At 69.0% G+C, this 12432-nt stretch carries 12 protein-coding genes; 6 read left to right on the top strand and 6 right to left on the bottom strand.

Features of this window, described 5'->3' with window-relative positions; translation table 11 throughout:
• Positions 1-210: 210 nt before the first annotated feature.
• Positions 211-1548, top strand: a complete 1338-nt coding sequence (locus ACZ6JT_RS19675) for an MATE family efflux transporter (RefSeq protein ID WP_469211325.1) — start codon at positions 211-213, stop codon at positions 1546-1548.
• 84 nt (positions 1549-1632) lie between these two features.
• On the opposite strand, the gene rplI is transcribed toward ACZ6JT_RS19675, so the two are convergent.
• The 4 genes from rplI to rpsF form a co-directional block, all read right to left on the bottom strand.
• Entirely contained in the window at positions 1633-2079 is a 447-nt protein-coding gene (gene rplI, locus ACZ6JT_RS19670) for a 50S ribosomal protein L9 (protein ID WP_469211324.1), read from the bottom strand.
• A gap of 18 nt (positions 2080-2097) precedes the next feature.
• Positions 2098-2334, bottom strand: coding sequence for a 30S ribosomal protein S18 (rpsR, locus tag ACZ6JT_RS19665; protein ID WP_005315025.1), 237 nt, complete (start codon positions 2332-2334; stop codon positions 2098-2100).
• Between the two features lie 43 nt (positions 2335-2377).
• Positions 2378-2971: a single-stranded DNA-binding protein gene (locus ACZ6JT_RS19660; RefSeq protein ID WP_469211322.1), complete on the bottom strand. Its 594-nt coding sequence runs from the start codon at positions 2969-2971 to the stop codon at positions 2378-2380.
• A 72-nt stretch (positions 2972-3043) separates the two neighbouring features.
• Positions 3044-3334 carry a 30S ribosomal protein S6 gene (gene rpsF / locus ACZ6JT_RS19655; RefSeq protein WP_004950685.1) on the bottom strand — a complete coding sequence of 97 codons (291 nt, stop codon included), beginning with the start codon at positions 3332-3334 and terminating at the stop codon, positions 3044-3046.
• Positions 3335-3583: 249 nt separating this feature from the next.
• On the opposite strand from rpsF, the gene ACZ6JT_RS19650 reads away from it, so the two are divergent.
• The 3 genes from ACZ6JT_RS19650 (at position 3584) to ACZ6JT_RS19640 (ending at position 6231) form a co-directional block, all read left to right on the top strand.
• Positions 3584-3886 (top strand): hypothetical protein, encoded by a 303-nt coding sequence (locus ACZ6JT_RS19650; RefSeq protein ID WP_469211320.1) that lies wholly within the window; start codon positions 3584-3586, stop codon positions 3884-3886.
• 142 nt (positions 3887-4028) lie between these two features.
• Complete coding sequence (locus tag ACZ6JT_RS19645; protein ID WP_469211319.1) at positions 4029-5147, top strand: lipid II:glycine glycyltransferase FemX; 1119 nt, start codon at positions 4029-4031, stop codon at positions 5145-5147.
• Positions 5148-5199: 52 nt separating this feature from the next.
• Positions 5200-6231: an alanine racemase gene (locus tag ACZ6JT_RS19640; RefSeq protein WP_030707744.1), complete on the top strand. Its 1032-nt coding sequence runs from the start codon at positions 5200-5202 to the stop codon at positions 6229-6231.
• A 9-nt stretch (positions 6232-6240) separates the two neighbouring features.
• Here ACZ6JT_RS19640 and ACZ6JT_RS19635 read toward each other — a convergent pair whose 3' ends face one another.
• Positions 6241-7701, bottom strand: coding sequence for a glycosyltransferase family 87 protein (locus ACZ6JT_RS19635; RefSeq protein ID WP_469211316.1), 1461 nt, complete (start codon positions 7699-7701; stop codon positions 6241-6243).
• Positions 7702-7796: 95 nt separating this feature from the next.
• Positions 7797-10406 (bottom strand): transglycosylase domain-containing protein, encoded by a 2610-nt coding sequence (locus tag ACZ6JT_RS19630; RefSeq protein ID WP_469211314.1) that lies wholly within the window; start codon positions 10404-10406, stop codon positions 7797-7799.
• Positions 10407-10680: 274 nt separating this feature from the next.
• On the opposite strand from ACZ6JT_RS19630, the gene ACZ6JT_RS19625 reads away from it, so the two are divergent.
• A complete protein-coding gene (locus tag ACZ6JT_RS19625; RefSeq protein WP_030707740.1) occupies positions 10681-11283 on the top strand; it encodes a PadR family transcriptional regulator in 603 nt (200 codons plus the stop codon).
• A gap of 49 nt (positions 11284-11332) precedes the next feature.
• A complete protein-coding gene (locus tag ACZ6JT_RS19620; protein WP_030707739.1) occupies positions 11333-12415 on the top strand; it encodes an inositol-3-phosphate synthase in 1083 nt (360 codons plus the stop codon).
• Positions 12416-12432: the final 17 nt, after the last annotated feature.

Raw genomic sequence — 12432 nt, 5'->3', positions numbered from 1 at the left:
CGGGGGACGACGCTGTGGACAAAATCACCCGCACCACGCCGTGACCCCACCTGACCTGGGGTTTCCCTCTCCCGAGACAGCGCGGGGGAAAAATCTTGGCCACTGTCTCGAGATCGCCTCCAACGAGTCGCGGAGAAGGCTCGCATCGGCGCAGCAGTAAGGATCACAGATGGGTTGCATCTATTACCTGTGGAAGATTAGATTGAGCGCATGACACAGGCCCTCACAGCATCCGAGGCTGGGCGGCGACGGCACGACCGGGAGATCTTCGCGCTCGCCGTCCCCGCCTTCGGCGCACTCGTCGCCGAGCCCCTCTTCGTGATGGCCGACAGCGCCATCGTGGGACACCTCGGCACGCCCCAGCTCGCCGGCCTCGGCATCGCCGCCGCTCTGCTCACCACCGCCGTGAGCGTCTTCGTCTTCCTCGCGTACGCCACCACGGCAGCCGTCGCCCGCCGGGTCGGCGCGGGCGACCTGCAGGCGGCCATCCGGCAGGGCATGGACGGCATCTGGCTCGCCCTCCTGCTCGGCGTGGCCGTCATCGCCGTGGTGCTGCCCGCCGCTCCGTCGCTGATCTCCCTCTTCGGAGCCTCCGACACCGTCGCCCCCTACGCCATCACCTATCTGCGCATCTCCGCCTTCGGCATCCCACCCATGCTGATGGTGCTGGCCGCCACCGGGGTCATCCGCGGTCTCCAGGACACCCGCACCCCGCTCTACGTGGCCGTGGGCGGCTTCACCCTGAACGTGGGCCTGAACGCGGCCCTCGTCTACGGTGCGGGGCTCGGGATCGCCGGCTCCGCCTGGGGCACGGTCATCGCCCAGTGCGCGATGGCGGCCGCGTACCTCTTCGTGGTCGTCCGCGGAGCCCGTCGGCACGGTGCCTCCCTGGTCCCGGACCCCGCGGGCATCCGGGCCTGTGCCCAGGCCGGCGCGCCCCTGCTGGTCCGCACCCTGTCCCTGCGCGCCATCCTGATGATCGCGACCGCCGTGGCCGCCCGGCTCGGCGACGCCGACATCGCCGCCCACCAGATCCTGCTCGCCCTGTGGAGCCTGCTCGCCTTCGCGCTCGACGCCATAGCGATCGCCGGCCAGGCGATCATCGGACGCTACCTGGGTGCGGGCGACACGGAGGGCGCGAAGACCGTCTGCCGCCGCATGGTGCAGTGGGGCATCGTCTCGGGCGTCGTGCTCGGCCTGCTGGTCGTCCTGGCCCGCCCGGTGTTCATCCCGCTGTTCACCAGCGATCCGGCGGTCGAGGCAGCCCTGCTCCCCGCCCTGCTGGTCGTGGCCCTGTCCCAGCCCGTCTCGGGCGTCGTCTTCGTGCTCGACGGTGTCCTCATGGGCGCGGGCGACGGCCGTTACCTGGCCCGGGCCATGCTCGTGACGCTCGCCGCGTTCGTCCCGGCCGCCCTCCTGGTCCCGGTCGTCGGCGGCGGCATCACCACGCTCTGGTGGGCCATGACCCTGATGATGCTGGTCCGGATGGCCACCCTCAGGGTGCGCGCCCGTTCGGGCCGCTGGCTGATCGCGGGAGCCACCCGCTAGATGTTTCACGTGAAACATCCCGTGAAGCATCGGGAAACGACGAAGGGCCGCACCCCGGGGGGTGCGGCCCTTCATGCGCAGCCCTTAGGCGGCGACGACCTCGATGCCCACGTTCGCGGCGACCTCGTTGTGCAGACGCACGGAGACCTGGTACGAACCGAGGGTCTTGATCGGGGCGCCCAGCTCAACGCGGCGCTTGTCGACCTTCGGACCACCGGAAGCCTCGATCGCCGTGGCGATGTCGGAGGGGGTCACGGAGCCGAAGAGACGGCCGGCGTCACCCGCACGGGTGGCCAGACGCACCTTCACGCCCTCGAGCTTGGCCTTGATCTCGTTGGCCTGCTCGATGGTCGCGATCTCGTGGATCTTGCGGGCGCGGCGGATCTGCGCCACGTCCTTCTCGCCACCCTTGGTCCAGCGGATCGCGAAACCACGCGGGACCAGGTAGTTGCGAGCGTAACCGTCCTTGACGTCGACGACATCGCCGGCGGTGCCGAGGCCAGAGACCTCGTGGGTCAGGATGATCTTCATTAGTCGGTCACCCTTTCCTTATCGCGCGGTGGACGTGTAGGGCAGCAGCGCCATCTCACGGCTGTTCTTCACGGCCGTGGCGACGTCACGCTGGTGCTGCGTGCAGTTGCCGGTAACGCGGCGGGCACGGATCTTGCCGCGGTCGGAAATGAACTTCCGCAGCATGTTCGTGTCCTTGTAGTCCACGTACGCGGTCTTGTCCTTGCAGAATGCGCAGACCTTCTTCTTAGGCTTGCGCACAGGCGGCTTCGCCATTGTGTCTCTCCTGTGTGATCAAGAAGTGGGGATGCGAGCTGCCCTAGAAGGGCGGCTCGTCCGAGTAGCCACCGCCGGAGCCGCCGGAGCTTCCGCCCCAGCCGCCCCCGCCGCCGCCCTGCTGCTGGCCACCGGCCGGCGCGCTGGACGCCCACGGGTCGTCGGAGGGAGCTCCGCCGCCCTGCGGGGCGCCGCCGCTGGGGGCTCCGCCCCAGCCACCGCCGCCACCCTGCTGCTGGCCGCCACCGCCGTATCCACCCTGACCGCCGCGACCGGTGGTCTTGGTGACCTTGGCCGTGGCGTTCTTCAGGCTGGGGCCGACTTCCTCGACGTCCAGCTCGTAGACCGTGCGCTTGACACCCTCACGGTCCTCGTACGACCGCTGCCTCAGCCGGCCCTGCACGATGACGCGCATGCCTCGCTGGAGGGACTCGGCGACGTTCTCCGCCGCCTGCCGCCACACCGAGCAGGTCAGGAACAGGCTTTCGCCGTCCTTCCACTCATTGGTCTGGCGGTCGAAGGTGCGGGGGGTGGACGCGACTCGGAACTTCGCGACCGCCGCACCCGAGGGGGTGAAGCGCAGCTCGGGGTCGTCGACGAGATTGCCGACGACCGTGATGACGGTCTCGCCTGCCATGGATGAACCTCTCGGCGGGGATTGCTGCTGGGCTGCTGTGCTACTCGGTCCCGATTACCGCTGAACCGAAGTTCAGTGGGTCTCGGGGCGAAGGACCTTGGTCCGGAGAACCGACTCGTTCAGGTTCATCTGTCGGTCAAGCTCCTTGACGACCGCAGGCTCGGCCTGAAGGTCGATGACCGAGTAGATGCCCTCGGGCTTCTTCTTGATCTCGTAAGCGAGACGACGACGGCCCCAGGTGTCGACCTTCTCGACCTTTCCGTTGCCCTCACGGACGACGGAGAGGAAGTTCTCGATCAGCGGGGAGACAGCGCGCTCCTCGAGATCGGGGTCGAGGATGACCATCACTTCGTAGTGACGCATGTGGAACCCACCTCCTTTGGACTCAGCGGCCACGGTCGTTCCGTGGCAGGAGGGTCGTGATGCGTGCGCACGGTGTCCGAGAGCAGACACCGCGCAGCTGTACAGACTACCTCCTCGACTCCTTCCGGTTGAAATCCGGCGGGAGGGGGCCCCAATCTGTATCCAACGGGTGTGCTCGGTGCTATGCCCCCGGCTCCGCCGGAGGCCGCCCCGGCACACCGCTCTGCGTCAGCCAGGAGGTGCCTTCCGATGGCACAGGCCATGCAACGTCAGCCCATCTCGCTGCTCTCCACCGACGGCAAGCCGCACCCGCTGCAGGACACCCTGTTGGCGGTCACCCTGACCCTCGGCGCCGTGGCGTTCGTCACGGCCTTCTTCCACAACCTGCACCTGCTCAGCTCCTGGGCCGGGCTGATCGGCATTCTGACCGGCGCGTACGGACAGTTCGTCTCCGTCACGACACGCGAGCGCTTCGCGCTGATCATCGGCCTTGGCGCGTCTGCCATCGGCTTCTACCTCGGCATGTTCCACGGCGGCCTCTTCGGCGGCTGACCGGGCCCGGCGGGGCACCTCCGCGGCAGGGCGCCGGCTCCCCACCGGCCCGGGCCTCCGGCCCGTCCCCCAGAAGGGTGGCGCCCCTGTCGCAGTAGGCTTCGCGCCATAGCCAGCGAAGCCGCCGGAGGAGACGCCCCGCATGAGCCTGTCCCTGAGGACCATCAGCCGAGAGCAGCATCTGGGTTACCTCCAGAGCCTGCCCTCGGCTAGCCACTGCCAGGTCCCGGCGTGGGCCGACGTGAAGAACGAGTGGCGCTCCGAGAACCTCGGATGGTTCAACGAGTCCGAGGAACTCGTCGGTGCGGCCCTCGTGCTGTACCGCCAGCTGCCCAAGGTGAAGCGCTACCTCGCCTACCTCCCCGAGGGCCCGGTCATCAACTGGTACGCCCCGAACCTGGAGGAGTGGCTCCAGCCGATGCTGGCCCACCTCAAGCAGCAGGGCGCCTTCACCGTGAAGATGGGCCCGCCCGTCGTCATCCGCCGCTGGAACGCGACCGCCATCAAGGCCGGCATCCAGGACCCGGGCGTGAAGCGCCTGCGCGACGTGGAGGCCTCGGTCATCGAGCCCCGCGCCTTCGAGGTGTCCGACAAGCTGCGCCGCATGGGCTGGCAGCAGGCCGAGGACGGCGGCGCCGGATTCGGCGACGTCCAGCCCCGGTACGTCTTCCAGGTGCCGCTGGCCAACCGCTCGCTCGACGACGTCCTCAAGGGCTTCAACCAGCTGTGGCGCCGCAACATCAAGAAGGCCGAGAAGGCCGGCGTCGAGGTGGTCCAGGGGGGCTACGACGACCTGCCGACGTGGCAGCACCTGTACGAGATCACGGCCGAGCGCGACAAGTTCCGCCCGCGCCCGCTCAGCTACTTCCAGCGCCAGTGGACGGCCCTCAACGCCGAGGACCCCAACCGGATGCGCCTCTACATCGCCACGCACGAGGGGGAGCCGCTGGCCGCCGCCACGATGCTCACCGTCGGCCAGCACGTCTGGTACTCGTACGGCGCCTCCGCCAACCACAAGCGCGAGGTCCGGCCCTCGAACGCGATGCAGTGGCGCATGCTGCGCGACTCCTACGCGCTCGGTGCCAGCGTCTACGACCTGCGCGGCATCTCTGACACGCTGGACGAGAACGACCACCTGTTCGGACTGATCCAGTTCAAGGTCGGCACGGGTGGCGAGGCCGTCGAGTACGTCGGCGAGTGGGACTTCCCGCTCAACAAGGTGCTGCACAAGGCGCTCGACATCTACATGTCGCGCCGCTGAACCCCCTGACCCCCTGATCCCCGCTGTTATCGAGAAAGGTGCCGGACGGGCCATGGCGCTCACGCTCTACGTCGACACCGCGCGCTGGCGTGCGCACCAGAAGCAGATCCAGGACCAGTTCCCCGGGATGATCCCGGTCTGCAAGGGCAACGGTTACGGCTTCGGCCACGAGCGGCTGTGCGAGGAGGCGACCCGCATGGGCGCCGACGTGCTCGCCGTCGGCACGACGTACGAGGCCGCGAGCATCAAGGACTGGTTCGGCGGCGACCTGCTCGTCCTCACCCCGTTCCGGCGGGGCGAGGAGCCGGTGCCGCTGCCGGACCGGGTCATCCGCTCGGTGTCCTCGCTGGACGGGGTCCGCGGTCTGGTCGGCGCCCGCGTGGTCATCGAGTGCATGAGCTCGATGCGCCGCCACGGCATCTCCGAGCAGGATCTGGGCCAGCTGCACGGGGCCATCGAAGACGTCCGGCTGGAGGGCTTCGCCCTGCACCTGCCGCTGGACCGCCCGGACGGCTCGGACGCCGTCGAGGAGGTCATCGGCTGGATGGACCGGCTGCGCGCGGCCCGGCTGCCGCTGCACACCATGTTCGTCAGCCACCTGCGGGCCGAGGAACTGGCACGGTTGCAGCAGCAGTTCCCGCAGACCCGCTTCCGGGCCCGTATCGGCACCCGGCTGTGGCTGGGTGACCACGAGGCGACCGAGTACCGCGGTGCGGTCCTCGACGTCACGCGCGTGGCCAAGGGCGACCGGTTCGGCTACCGCCAGCAGAAGGCCGCCTCCGACGGCTGGCTGGTCGTCGTCGCCGGCGGTACCTCGCACGGCGTCGGCCTGGAGGCCCCCAAGGCCCTCCACGGTGTGATGCCGCGCGCCAAGGGCGTCGCCCGGGCCGGCCTGGCCACCGTCAACCGGAACCTGTCGCCGTTCGTGTGGGCGGGCAAGCAGCGCTGGTTCGCGGAGCCGCCGCACATGCAGGTGTCGATCCTGTTCGTGCCCTCGGACGCGACCGAGCCGAAGGTCGGCGACGAGCTCGTGGCGCACCTGCGCCACACCACCACACAGTTCGACCGGGTGCTCGACGCCTGAGTCCGCCCGTCAGTCCCTGGGATCCAGGCCCCAGTCGACCCGCTGTCCCTCCGAGGGCGCCGCGTACCGCGGCGCCCTCGCCGCGTCCGACAGCACGAACACGTCCTCGGCCCCGTCCAGGACGCCGCCCGACGGGTCGTCCGAGCCGTCGCGGCGCACGACGTCCCGCTCGGGGAGCAGGATGTCCCGGACGACGACCGCGCACAGGTACAGGGTGGCCAGCAGGTGGGCGGTGATCGCCAGTTGGTAGCCCTCCACGGGCAGGCCCTGGTGCTTGTCCCCGCTGCTGGTGTAGGCGAGGTAGAACCAGATCCCGAGGAAGTAGACGACCTCGCCGGCCTGCCAGACCAGGAAGTCCCGCCAGCGCGGCCGGGCCAGCGCGGCGAGCGGGATGAGCCACAGCACGTACTGCGGCGAATAGACCTTGTTGCACAGGATGAAGGCGGCGACGACCAGGAAGGCCAGCTGCGCGAACCGGGGCCGGCGCGGGGCGGTCAGGGTGAGCAGGCCGATCGCCCCGCACAGCAGGAGCGTCAGCCCCGTCGCGTAGGTGTTGGCGTCTTCCAGGGGGTTGCCCGAGCGCTGTGAGATCAGCAGCCACACGGAGCCGAAGTCGATGGGCCGTTCCTGGCTGAAGGTGTAGAACTTCGTCCAGCCGTCCCAGGCGAAGAGCATGACGGGCAGGTTCGCCACGAGCCAGGCCCCGGCCGCGCCCAGGACGGCCGCGCCGAAGGCGCGCCACTTCCCGGCCCGCCAGCAGAGCACGAACAGCACCCCGAGCAGCAGGACGGGATAGAGCTTGGCCGCGGTGGCCAGGCCGATCAGGACACCGAAGAGGACCGTCCGCCCGCGGGACCACATGAGCATCCCGGCGGCGGTCAGGGCGATGGCCAGCAGGTCCCAGTTGATCGTCGCCGTCAGTGCGAAGGCGGGCGCGAGCGCGAAGAGCAGGGCGTCCCAGGGCCGGCGGCGGTGGGTGCGCGCGACGCACACGGCGATGACCGCCGCGCAGGCCATCAGCATGCCCGCGTTGACCATCCAGTACATCTGCTCGCGGTGCTGCATGGAGCCGCTGCCGGGGGTCAGCCAGGAGGCGATCTCCATGAAGAGCCCGGTGAGCACCGGGTACTCCAGGTACTCCATGTCGCCGGGCAGCCGGTCGAAGTAGGGCGTCAGGTTGTCGGCAAAGCCGCGCACCGCGTACAGGTGCGGGATGTCGGAGTAGCAGGCGTGGGTGTACTGCGAGCCCGCTCCGCGGAACCACGCCCAGTCGTAGCAGGGCAGCTTCTGCACCATGCCGAGCGCGAACATGCCGATGGCGAGGAGGGCCACGACGCGGACCGGCCCCAGCCAGTGGCCGCCGAGCCGGGCGTAGCGGCCGAGCGGGCCTCCGATGAACTCGCTGCCGGCTGCTGCGACCTCGTCCTGCTGCGTCGGCAGTACGGGACGGTCCTCGTGCACCTGGGTCATGGGGGCCATCCTGCCGTACGGGGCCGGACACGGGGGAAGGCCGCCGCACGAAGGGGTGCGACGGCCTTCCTGTGTTCACGGGGCGGCGGGGCGGATCAGTCCGGCACGGTGCCGGTGGTCCCTCCGGTGGTGCCGCCCGGGCGGCCCGGTCTGCCGCTGGTCGACGGGGACGGTGATCCGCTGGCCCCGCCCTGGGTGCCGGCGATGATCCCCGAAGTGGTGCCGGTGTTCGTGCCTGCGTTGGTCGTCCCGCGCGTGGGGTCGTCCGGGTCGCAGTACAGCCCCCACGGCTTGCAGGACGGCTTCCCGCCCTTGGACGGGGTCGGGGACGGCGTCGGGGAGGTCGGCGGGGTCGTCGACGGGGACGGGGACGGCGCGGCGGGGGCCGACGGAGTGGGGGAGGGGGCGCCTGCGGAGTCGGCGATGACGCCGACCTCGTCGGGCTCCGGGAACTCCTTGACCGGGGCGTCCTTGAGCGCTTCGCGCATGTACTGGGTCCAGATCTCGGCCGGGATGTCACCACCGTGGATGGACGGGATGGCGCCCACGCCGTTCATGGACTGCAGCTTGCGGTCCTGCGAGTTGGGGTCCGTGCGGAAGAGGACGACGGAGGTGGACAGCTCCGGGGTGTAGCCGACGAACCAGGCCGACTTGTTCTCGTCCGTGGTACCGGTCTTGCCCGCGGCGGGACGGCCGAGCTTCTTGGCCTCCTTGCCGGTGCCGTTCTTGACGACGTTCTGCAGGACCTTGGTGATGTTGTCCGCGACGGCGTTGTCCATGGCCCGCTGGGGCTTGGGGGGCTCGAAGCCGGGGAGCTTCTCGCCGTCCTTCTCGACCTCGGTCACCGAGTAGGGCTCGTGGTGCGTGCCCGAGGCGGCGAACGTGGCGTACGAGTCGGCCATCCGGATGGCGCTGGGGGTCGAGGTACCGAGGGCGGACGAGGCGTCCGTGTTCGGGTTGATCGACTCCTCGAGGATGCCGGTGGACTTGGCCAGGTCCCGCACCTTGGTGTGGCCGACGTCGAAGATCAGCTGGGCGAACGGGACGTTGATGGACTTCTCCATCGCCTCGTTGAGGGTGACGTATCCGTAGGCGGTCGGGCTCTCGTTCTTCTGCTTGAACGGGTTGCCCTTGGCGTCGCGCAGCGGCCTGCCCTCACGGTTGTTGATCACCGTGAGGTCGTTGGCCTGGTACTTGCTGTCGGCCGAGATGCCCCGGCCGTTGGAGTTCTGGGTGCCGTACTGCATGGCCGCCGCGAGCACGTACGGCTTCCAGGTCGAGCCGACCGGGACACCGCTGGTGTTGGCGTTGTTGCTGAAGTACTTCTGGTCCCAGCCGGGGCCGCCGTACAGGGCCACGAGCGCCCCGGTCTTGACGTCCACGGAGGCTCCGCCGAACTGGACGAAGGTGTCGGTGTCGGGCCGCTTCTTCTCGTCGATGAAGCCGTCGCGGGCGTCCGCCACGGCCTTGGCCAGGGCGTCCACCCGCGGCTTCTCGAAGGTGGTCTTGATCCGGTAGCCGCCCAGGGCCATCTGCTCGACCGTGATGCCCTTGGTCTTCATGACGTACGCCTTGGCCGTGTCGACCAGGTAGCCGATCTGGCCGGTCATGCCGCGGGCCTGCTCCGACTCGACGCGGGCGGGGAAGTCCTTGTCCGTGTACTTCGCCCGCTCGGTCTTGTCCATCCGGCCGACCTCGACCTGGCGGTCCAGCACCCAGGCCCAGCGCTTGCGGGCCCGGTCCTCGTTGAGTTCGGGGGTGGCCGCGGGGCCGATGCCGCCGTCCGGGTTGTACAGGTTGGGGCCCTTGAGCACGGAGGCCAGGAACGCGCACTCGGAGGGGTTCAGGTCCTGGCTGTCCTTGCCGAAGTAGGCACGGGCCGCGGCCTGGATGCCGTAGGCGTCGCGTCCGTAGTAGGCGGTGTTGAGGTAGCCCGCGAGGACCTTGTCCTTCTCCTCGGAGACGCCCAGCCTGATCGCGATGAAGAGCTCGGTGACCTTGCGCTTGAGCGTCTGGTCGGAGTCCAGGTAGGTGTTCTTGACGTACTGCTGGGTGATGGTCGAGCCGCCCTGGGTGGAGCCGCCCGTACCCATGTTCCAGACGGCGCGGGCGATGCCCATCGGGTCCACGCCCTTGTCCGTCTCGAAGGACTCGTTCTCCGCCGCGATCACGGCGTCCCTCATCGACCGGGGAATGCTCGAGATGGGCACGATCTGCCGGTTCATCGAACCGCCCGTCGCCACCATCTGGCTGCCGTCGGCCCAGTAGAAGACGTTGTTCTGCGCCTTGGCCGCCTTGTTCGGGTCCGGCGTGCTCACCATGGCGATACCGATGCCGGCGCCCGCGACGATCACCGCGAAGAAGCCCAGGGTGGTGCCGCAGACGAACTTCCAGGAGGGCACGAAGCGCTTCCAGCCGTCCCGGTCGGACCGCGGGTAGTTGATCAGCCGCTTGTCGGGGCGGCCCGCGCCGCGCGCGGAGCTCGCGGCGCCGCGTCCGCGGCCCCCGGGCCCTCTCTGGGCAGCCCGGCGCGCCTCGGCACGACTGGCCGGCGCCGGCTCCTGCGGGTAGGGGCCGCTGTGCGACGCGGTGGGGACGTCCCGTCCGGCCGGGGCGCCCCTGCCGGGGCGCTGCTGGGCGGCGCGGCGGGCTGAGGCCCGCCCACCACCCTGGGGCTGCGGCGGTTTGCGGCGGTGCTCGCTCATCGAACGACTACTCCTCGGGCAGGCGAGTGGCCTGGAAGCGGCAGATGAATTCCGGTTCCCCCGGTGTCATGGCCCACAGACTACGCACGCTCAAAACCCGACCAGTGCCGAAGTTCACCCCAAATCAGGCAACTCCACTGGTGCGAATTGGTGATGTGACACCGGTCACCAGATCACCCCTTGTCGATCAGCGCGCCCCGTTCTATCGTCTGGATGTATCGAGTCGATACATCAGCTCGGCATAAAGACTCAGGGGCGGAGGAGAGGAAGGCGGATGAGCAGACGCTCGGGCATCCTCGAGTTCGCCGTCCTCGGCCTGCTGCGCGAGTCCCCCATGCACGGCTATGAGCTGCGCAAGCGGCTCAACACCTCACTGGGGGTGTTCCGAGCCTTCAGCTACGGGACGCTCTACCCCTGCCTCAAGACGCTCGTCGCCAACGGCTGGTTGATCGAAGAACCGGGCAACGCCCCGGAGGACGCTCTCGCCGCTTCACTCGCAGGGCGCCGCGCCAAGATCGTCTACCGGTTGACGGCCGCGGGTAAGGAGCACTTCGAGGAGCTCCTCTCCCACACGGGCCCCGACACCTGGGAAGACGAGTCCTTCGCCGCTCGCTTCGCCTTCTTCGGCCAGACCGAACGAGACGTGCGCATGCGGGTACTGGAGGGCCGCCGCAGCCGGCTGGAGGAGCGTCTGGAGAAGATGCGCGCCTCCCTCGTCCGTACGCGGGAGCGCCTCGACGACTACACGCTCGAGCTGCAGCGGCACGGCATGGAGTCCGTGGAGCGCGAAGTGCGCTGGCTGAACGAGCTCATCGAGAGCGAGCGGGCGGGACGGGACCGGAGACGGTCCGGTCCGTCCGACGAAACTGAAAAATGAGACCTGCATGTCGCAGGCCTCGTCCGAGAACAAACAGGGAGCAACCGGAATGGGTTCGGTTCGCGTAGCCATCGTCGGCGTAGGCAACTGCGCCGCCTCGCTGGTGCAGGGCGTCGAGTACTACAAGGACGCCGACCCGGCGGCCAAGGTCCCCGGTCTGATGCACGTCCAGTTCGGCGACTACCACGTGCGTGACATCGAGTTCGTCGCCGCGTTCGACGTCGACGCGAAGAAGGTCGGCCTCGACCTTTCGGACGCCATCGGCGCCAGCGAGAACAACACCATCAAGATCTGCGACGTCCCGAACGCCGGTGTGACCGTTCAGCGCGGCCACACCCTGGACGGCCTGGGCAAGTACTACCGCCAGACGATCGAGGAGTCCGCGGAGGCTCCGGTCGACGTGGTCCAGGTCCTCAAGGACCGCGAAGTCGACGTCCTGATCTGCTACCTGCCGGTCGGCTCCGAGGCGGCGGCGAAGTTCTACGCCCAGTGCGCCATCGACGCCAAGGTCGCCTTCGTCAACGCCCTCCCGGTCTTCATCGCCGGCACCAAGGAGTGGGCTGACAAGTTCACCGAGGCCGGTGTCCCGATCGTCGGCGACGACATCAAGTCCCAGGTCGGCGCCACCATCACGCACCGCGTGATGGCGAAGCTGTTCGAGGACCGCGGTGTCCGTCTTGAGCGCACCATGCAGCTCAACGTCGGCGGCAACATGGACTTCAAGAACATGCTCGAGCGCGACCGCCTCGAGTCGAAGAAGATCTCCAAGACGCAGGCCGTCACCTCGCAGATCCCCGACCGTGAGCTCGGCGAGAAGAACGTCCACATCGGCCCGTCCGACTACGTCGCGTGGCTCGACGACCGCAAGTGGGCCTACGTCCGCCTCGAAGGCCGTGCCTTCGGCGACGTCCCGCTGAACCTCGAGTACAAGCTCGAGGTGTGGGACTCCCCGAACTCCGCCGGTGTCATCATCGACGCCCTGCGCGCCGCGAAGATCGCCAAGGACCGCGGCATCGGCGGCCCGATCCTGTCGGCGTCCAGCTACTTCATGAAGTCCCCGCCGGTGCAGTACTTCGACGACGAGGCCTACGCGAACGTCGAGAAGTTCATCAAGGGCGAGGTCGAGCGCTAGTCGAACCCCAAGGGTCC

The organism is Streptomyces sp. NPDC046308, from assembly GCF_055588065.1.
This window is presented reverse-complemented; position numbering and strand designations above follow the sequence as displayed.

Bases quoted from the DNA above. Each gene is read 5' to 3' on its own strand.
- ACZ6JT_RS19675 (WP_469211325.1), top strand. From the start codon at position 211: ATGACACAGGCCCTCACAGCATCCGAGGCTGGGCGGCGACGGCACGAC.
- rplI (WP_469211324.1), bottom strand. From the start codon at position 2,079: ATGAAGATCATCCTGACCCACGAGGTCTCTGGCCTCGGCACCGCCGGC.
- rpsR (WP_005315025.1), bottom strand. From the start codon at position 2,334: ATGGCGAAGCCGCCTGTGCGCAAGCCTAAGAAGAAGGTCTGCGCATTC.
- ACZ6JT_RS19660 (WP_469211322.1), bottom strand. From the start codon at position 2,971: ATGGCAGGCGAGACCGTCATCACGGTCGTCGGCAATCTCGTCGACGAC.
- rpsF (WP_004950685.1), bottom strand. From the start codon at position 3,334: ATGCGTCACTACGAAGTGATGGTCATCCTCGACCCCGATCTCGAGGAG.
- ACZ6JT_RS19650 (WP_469211320.1), top strand. From the start codon at position 3,584: ATGGCACAGGCCATGCAACGTCAGCCCATCTCGCTGCTCTCCACCGAC.
- ACZ6JT_RS19645 (WP_469211319.1), top strand. From the start codon at position 4,029: ATGAGCCTGTCCCTGAGGACCATCAGCCGAGAGCAGCATCTGGGTTAC.
- ACZ6JT_RS19640 (WP_030707744.1), top strand. From the start codon at position 5,200: ATGGCGCTCACGCTCTACGTCGACACCGCGCGCTGGCGTGCGCACCAG.
- ACZ6JT_RS19635 (WP_469211316.1), bottom strand. From the start codon at position 7,701: ATGACCCAGGTGCACGAGGACCGTCCCGTACTGCCGACGCAGCAGGAC.
- ACZ6JT_RS19630 (WP_469211314.1), bottom strand. From the start codon at position 10,406: ATGAGCGAGCACCGCCGCAAACCGCCGCAGCCCCAGGGTGGTGGGCGG.
- ACZ6JT_RS19625 (WP_030707740.1), top strand. From the start codon at position 10,681: ATGAGCAGACGCTCGGGCATCCTCGAGTTCGCCGTCCTCGGCCTGCTG.
- ACZ6JT_RS19620 (WP_030707739.1), top strand. From the start codon at position 11,333: ATGGGTTCGGTTCGCGTAGCCATCGTCGGCGTAGGCAACTGCGCCGCC.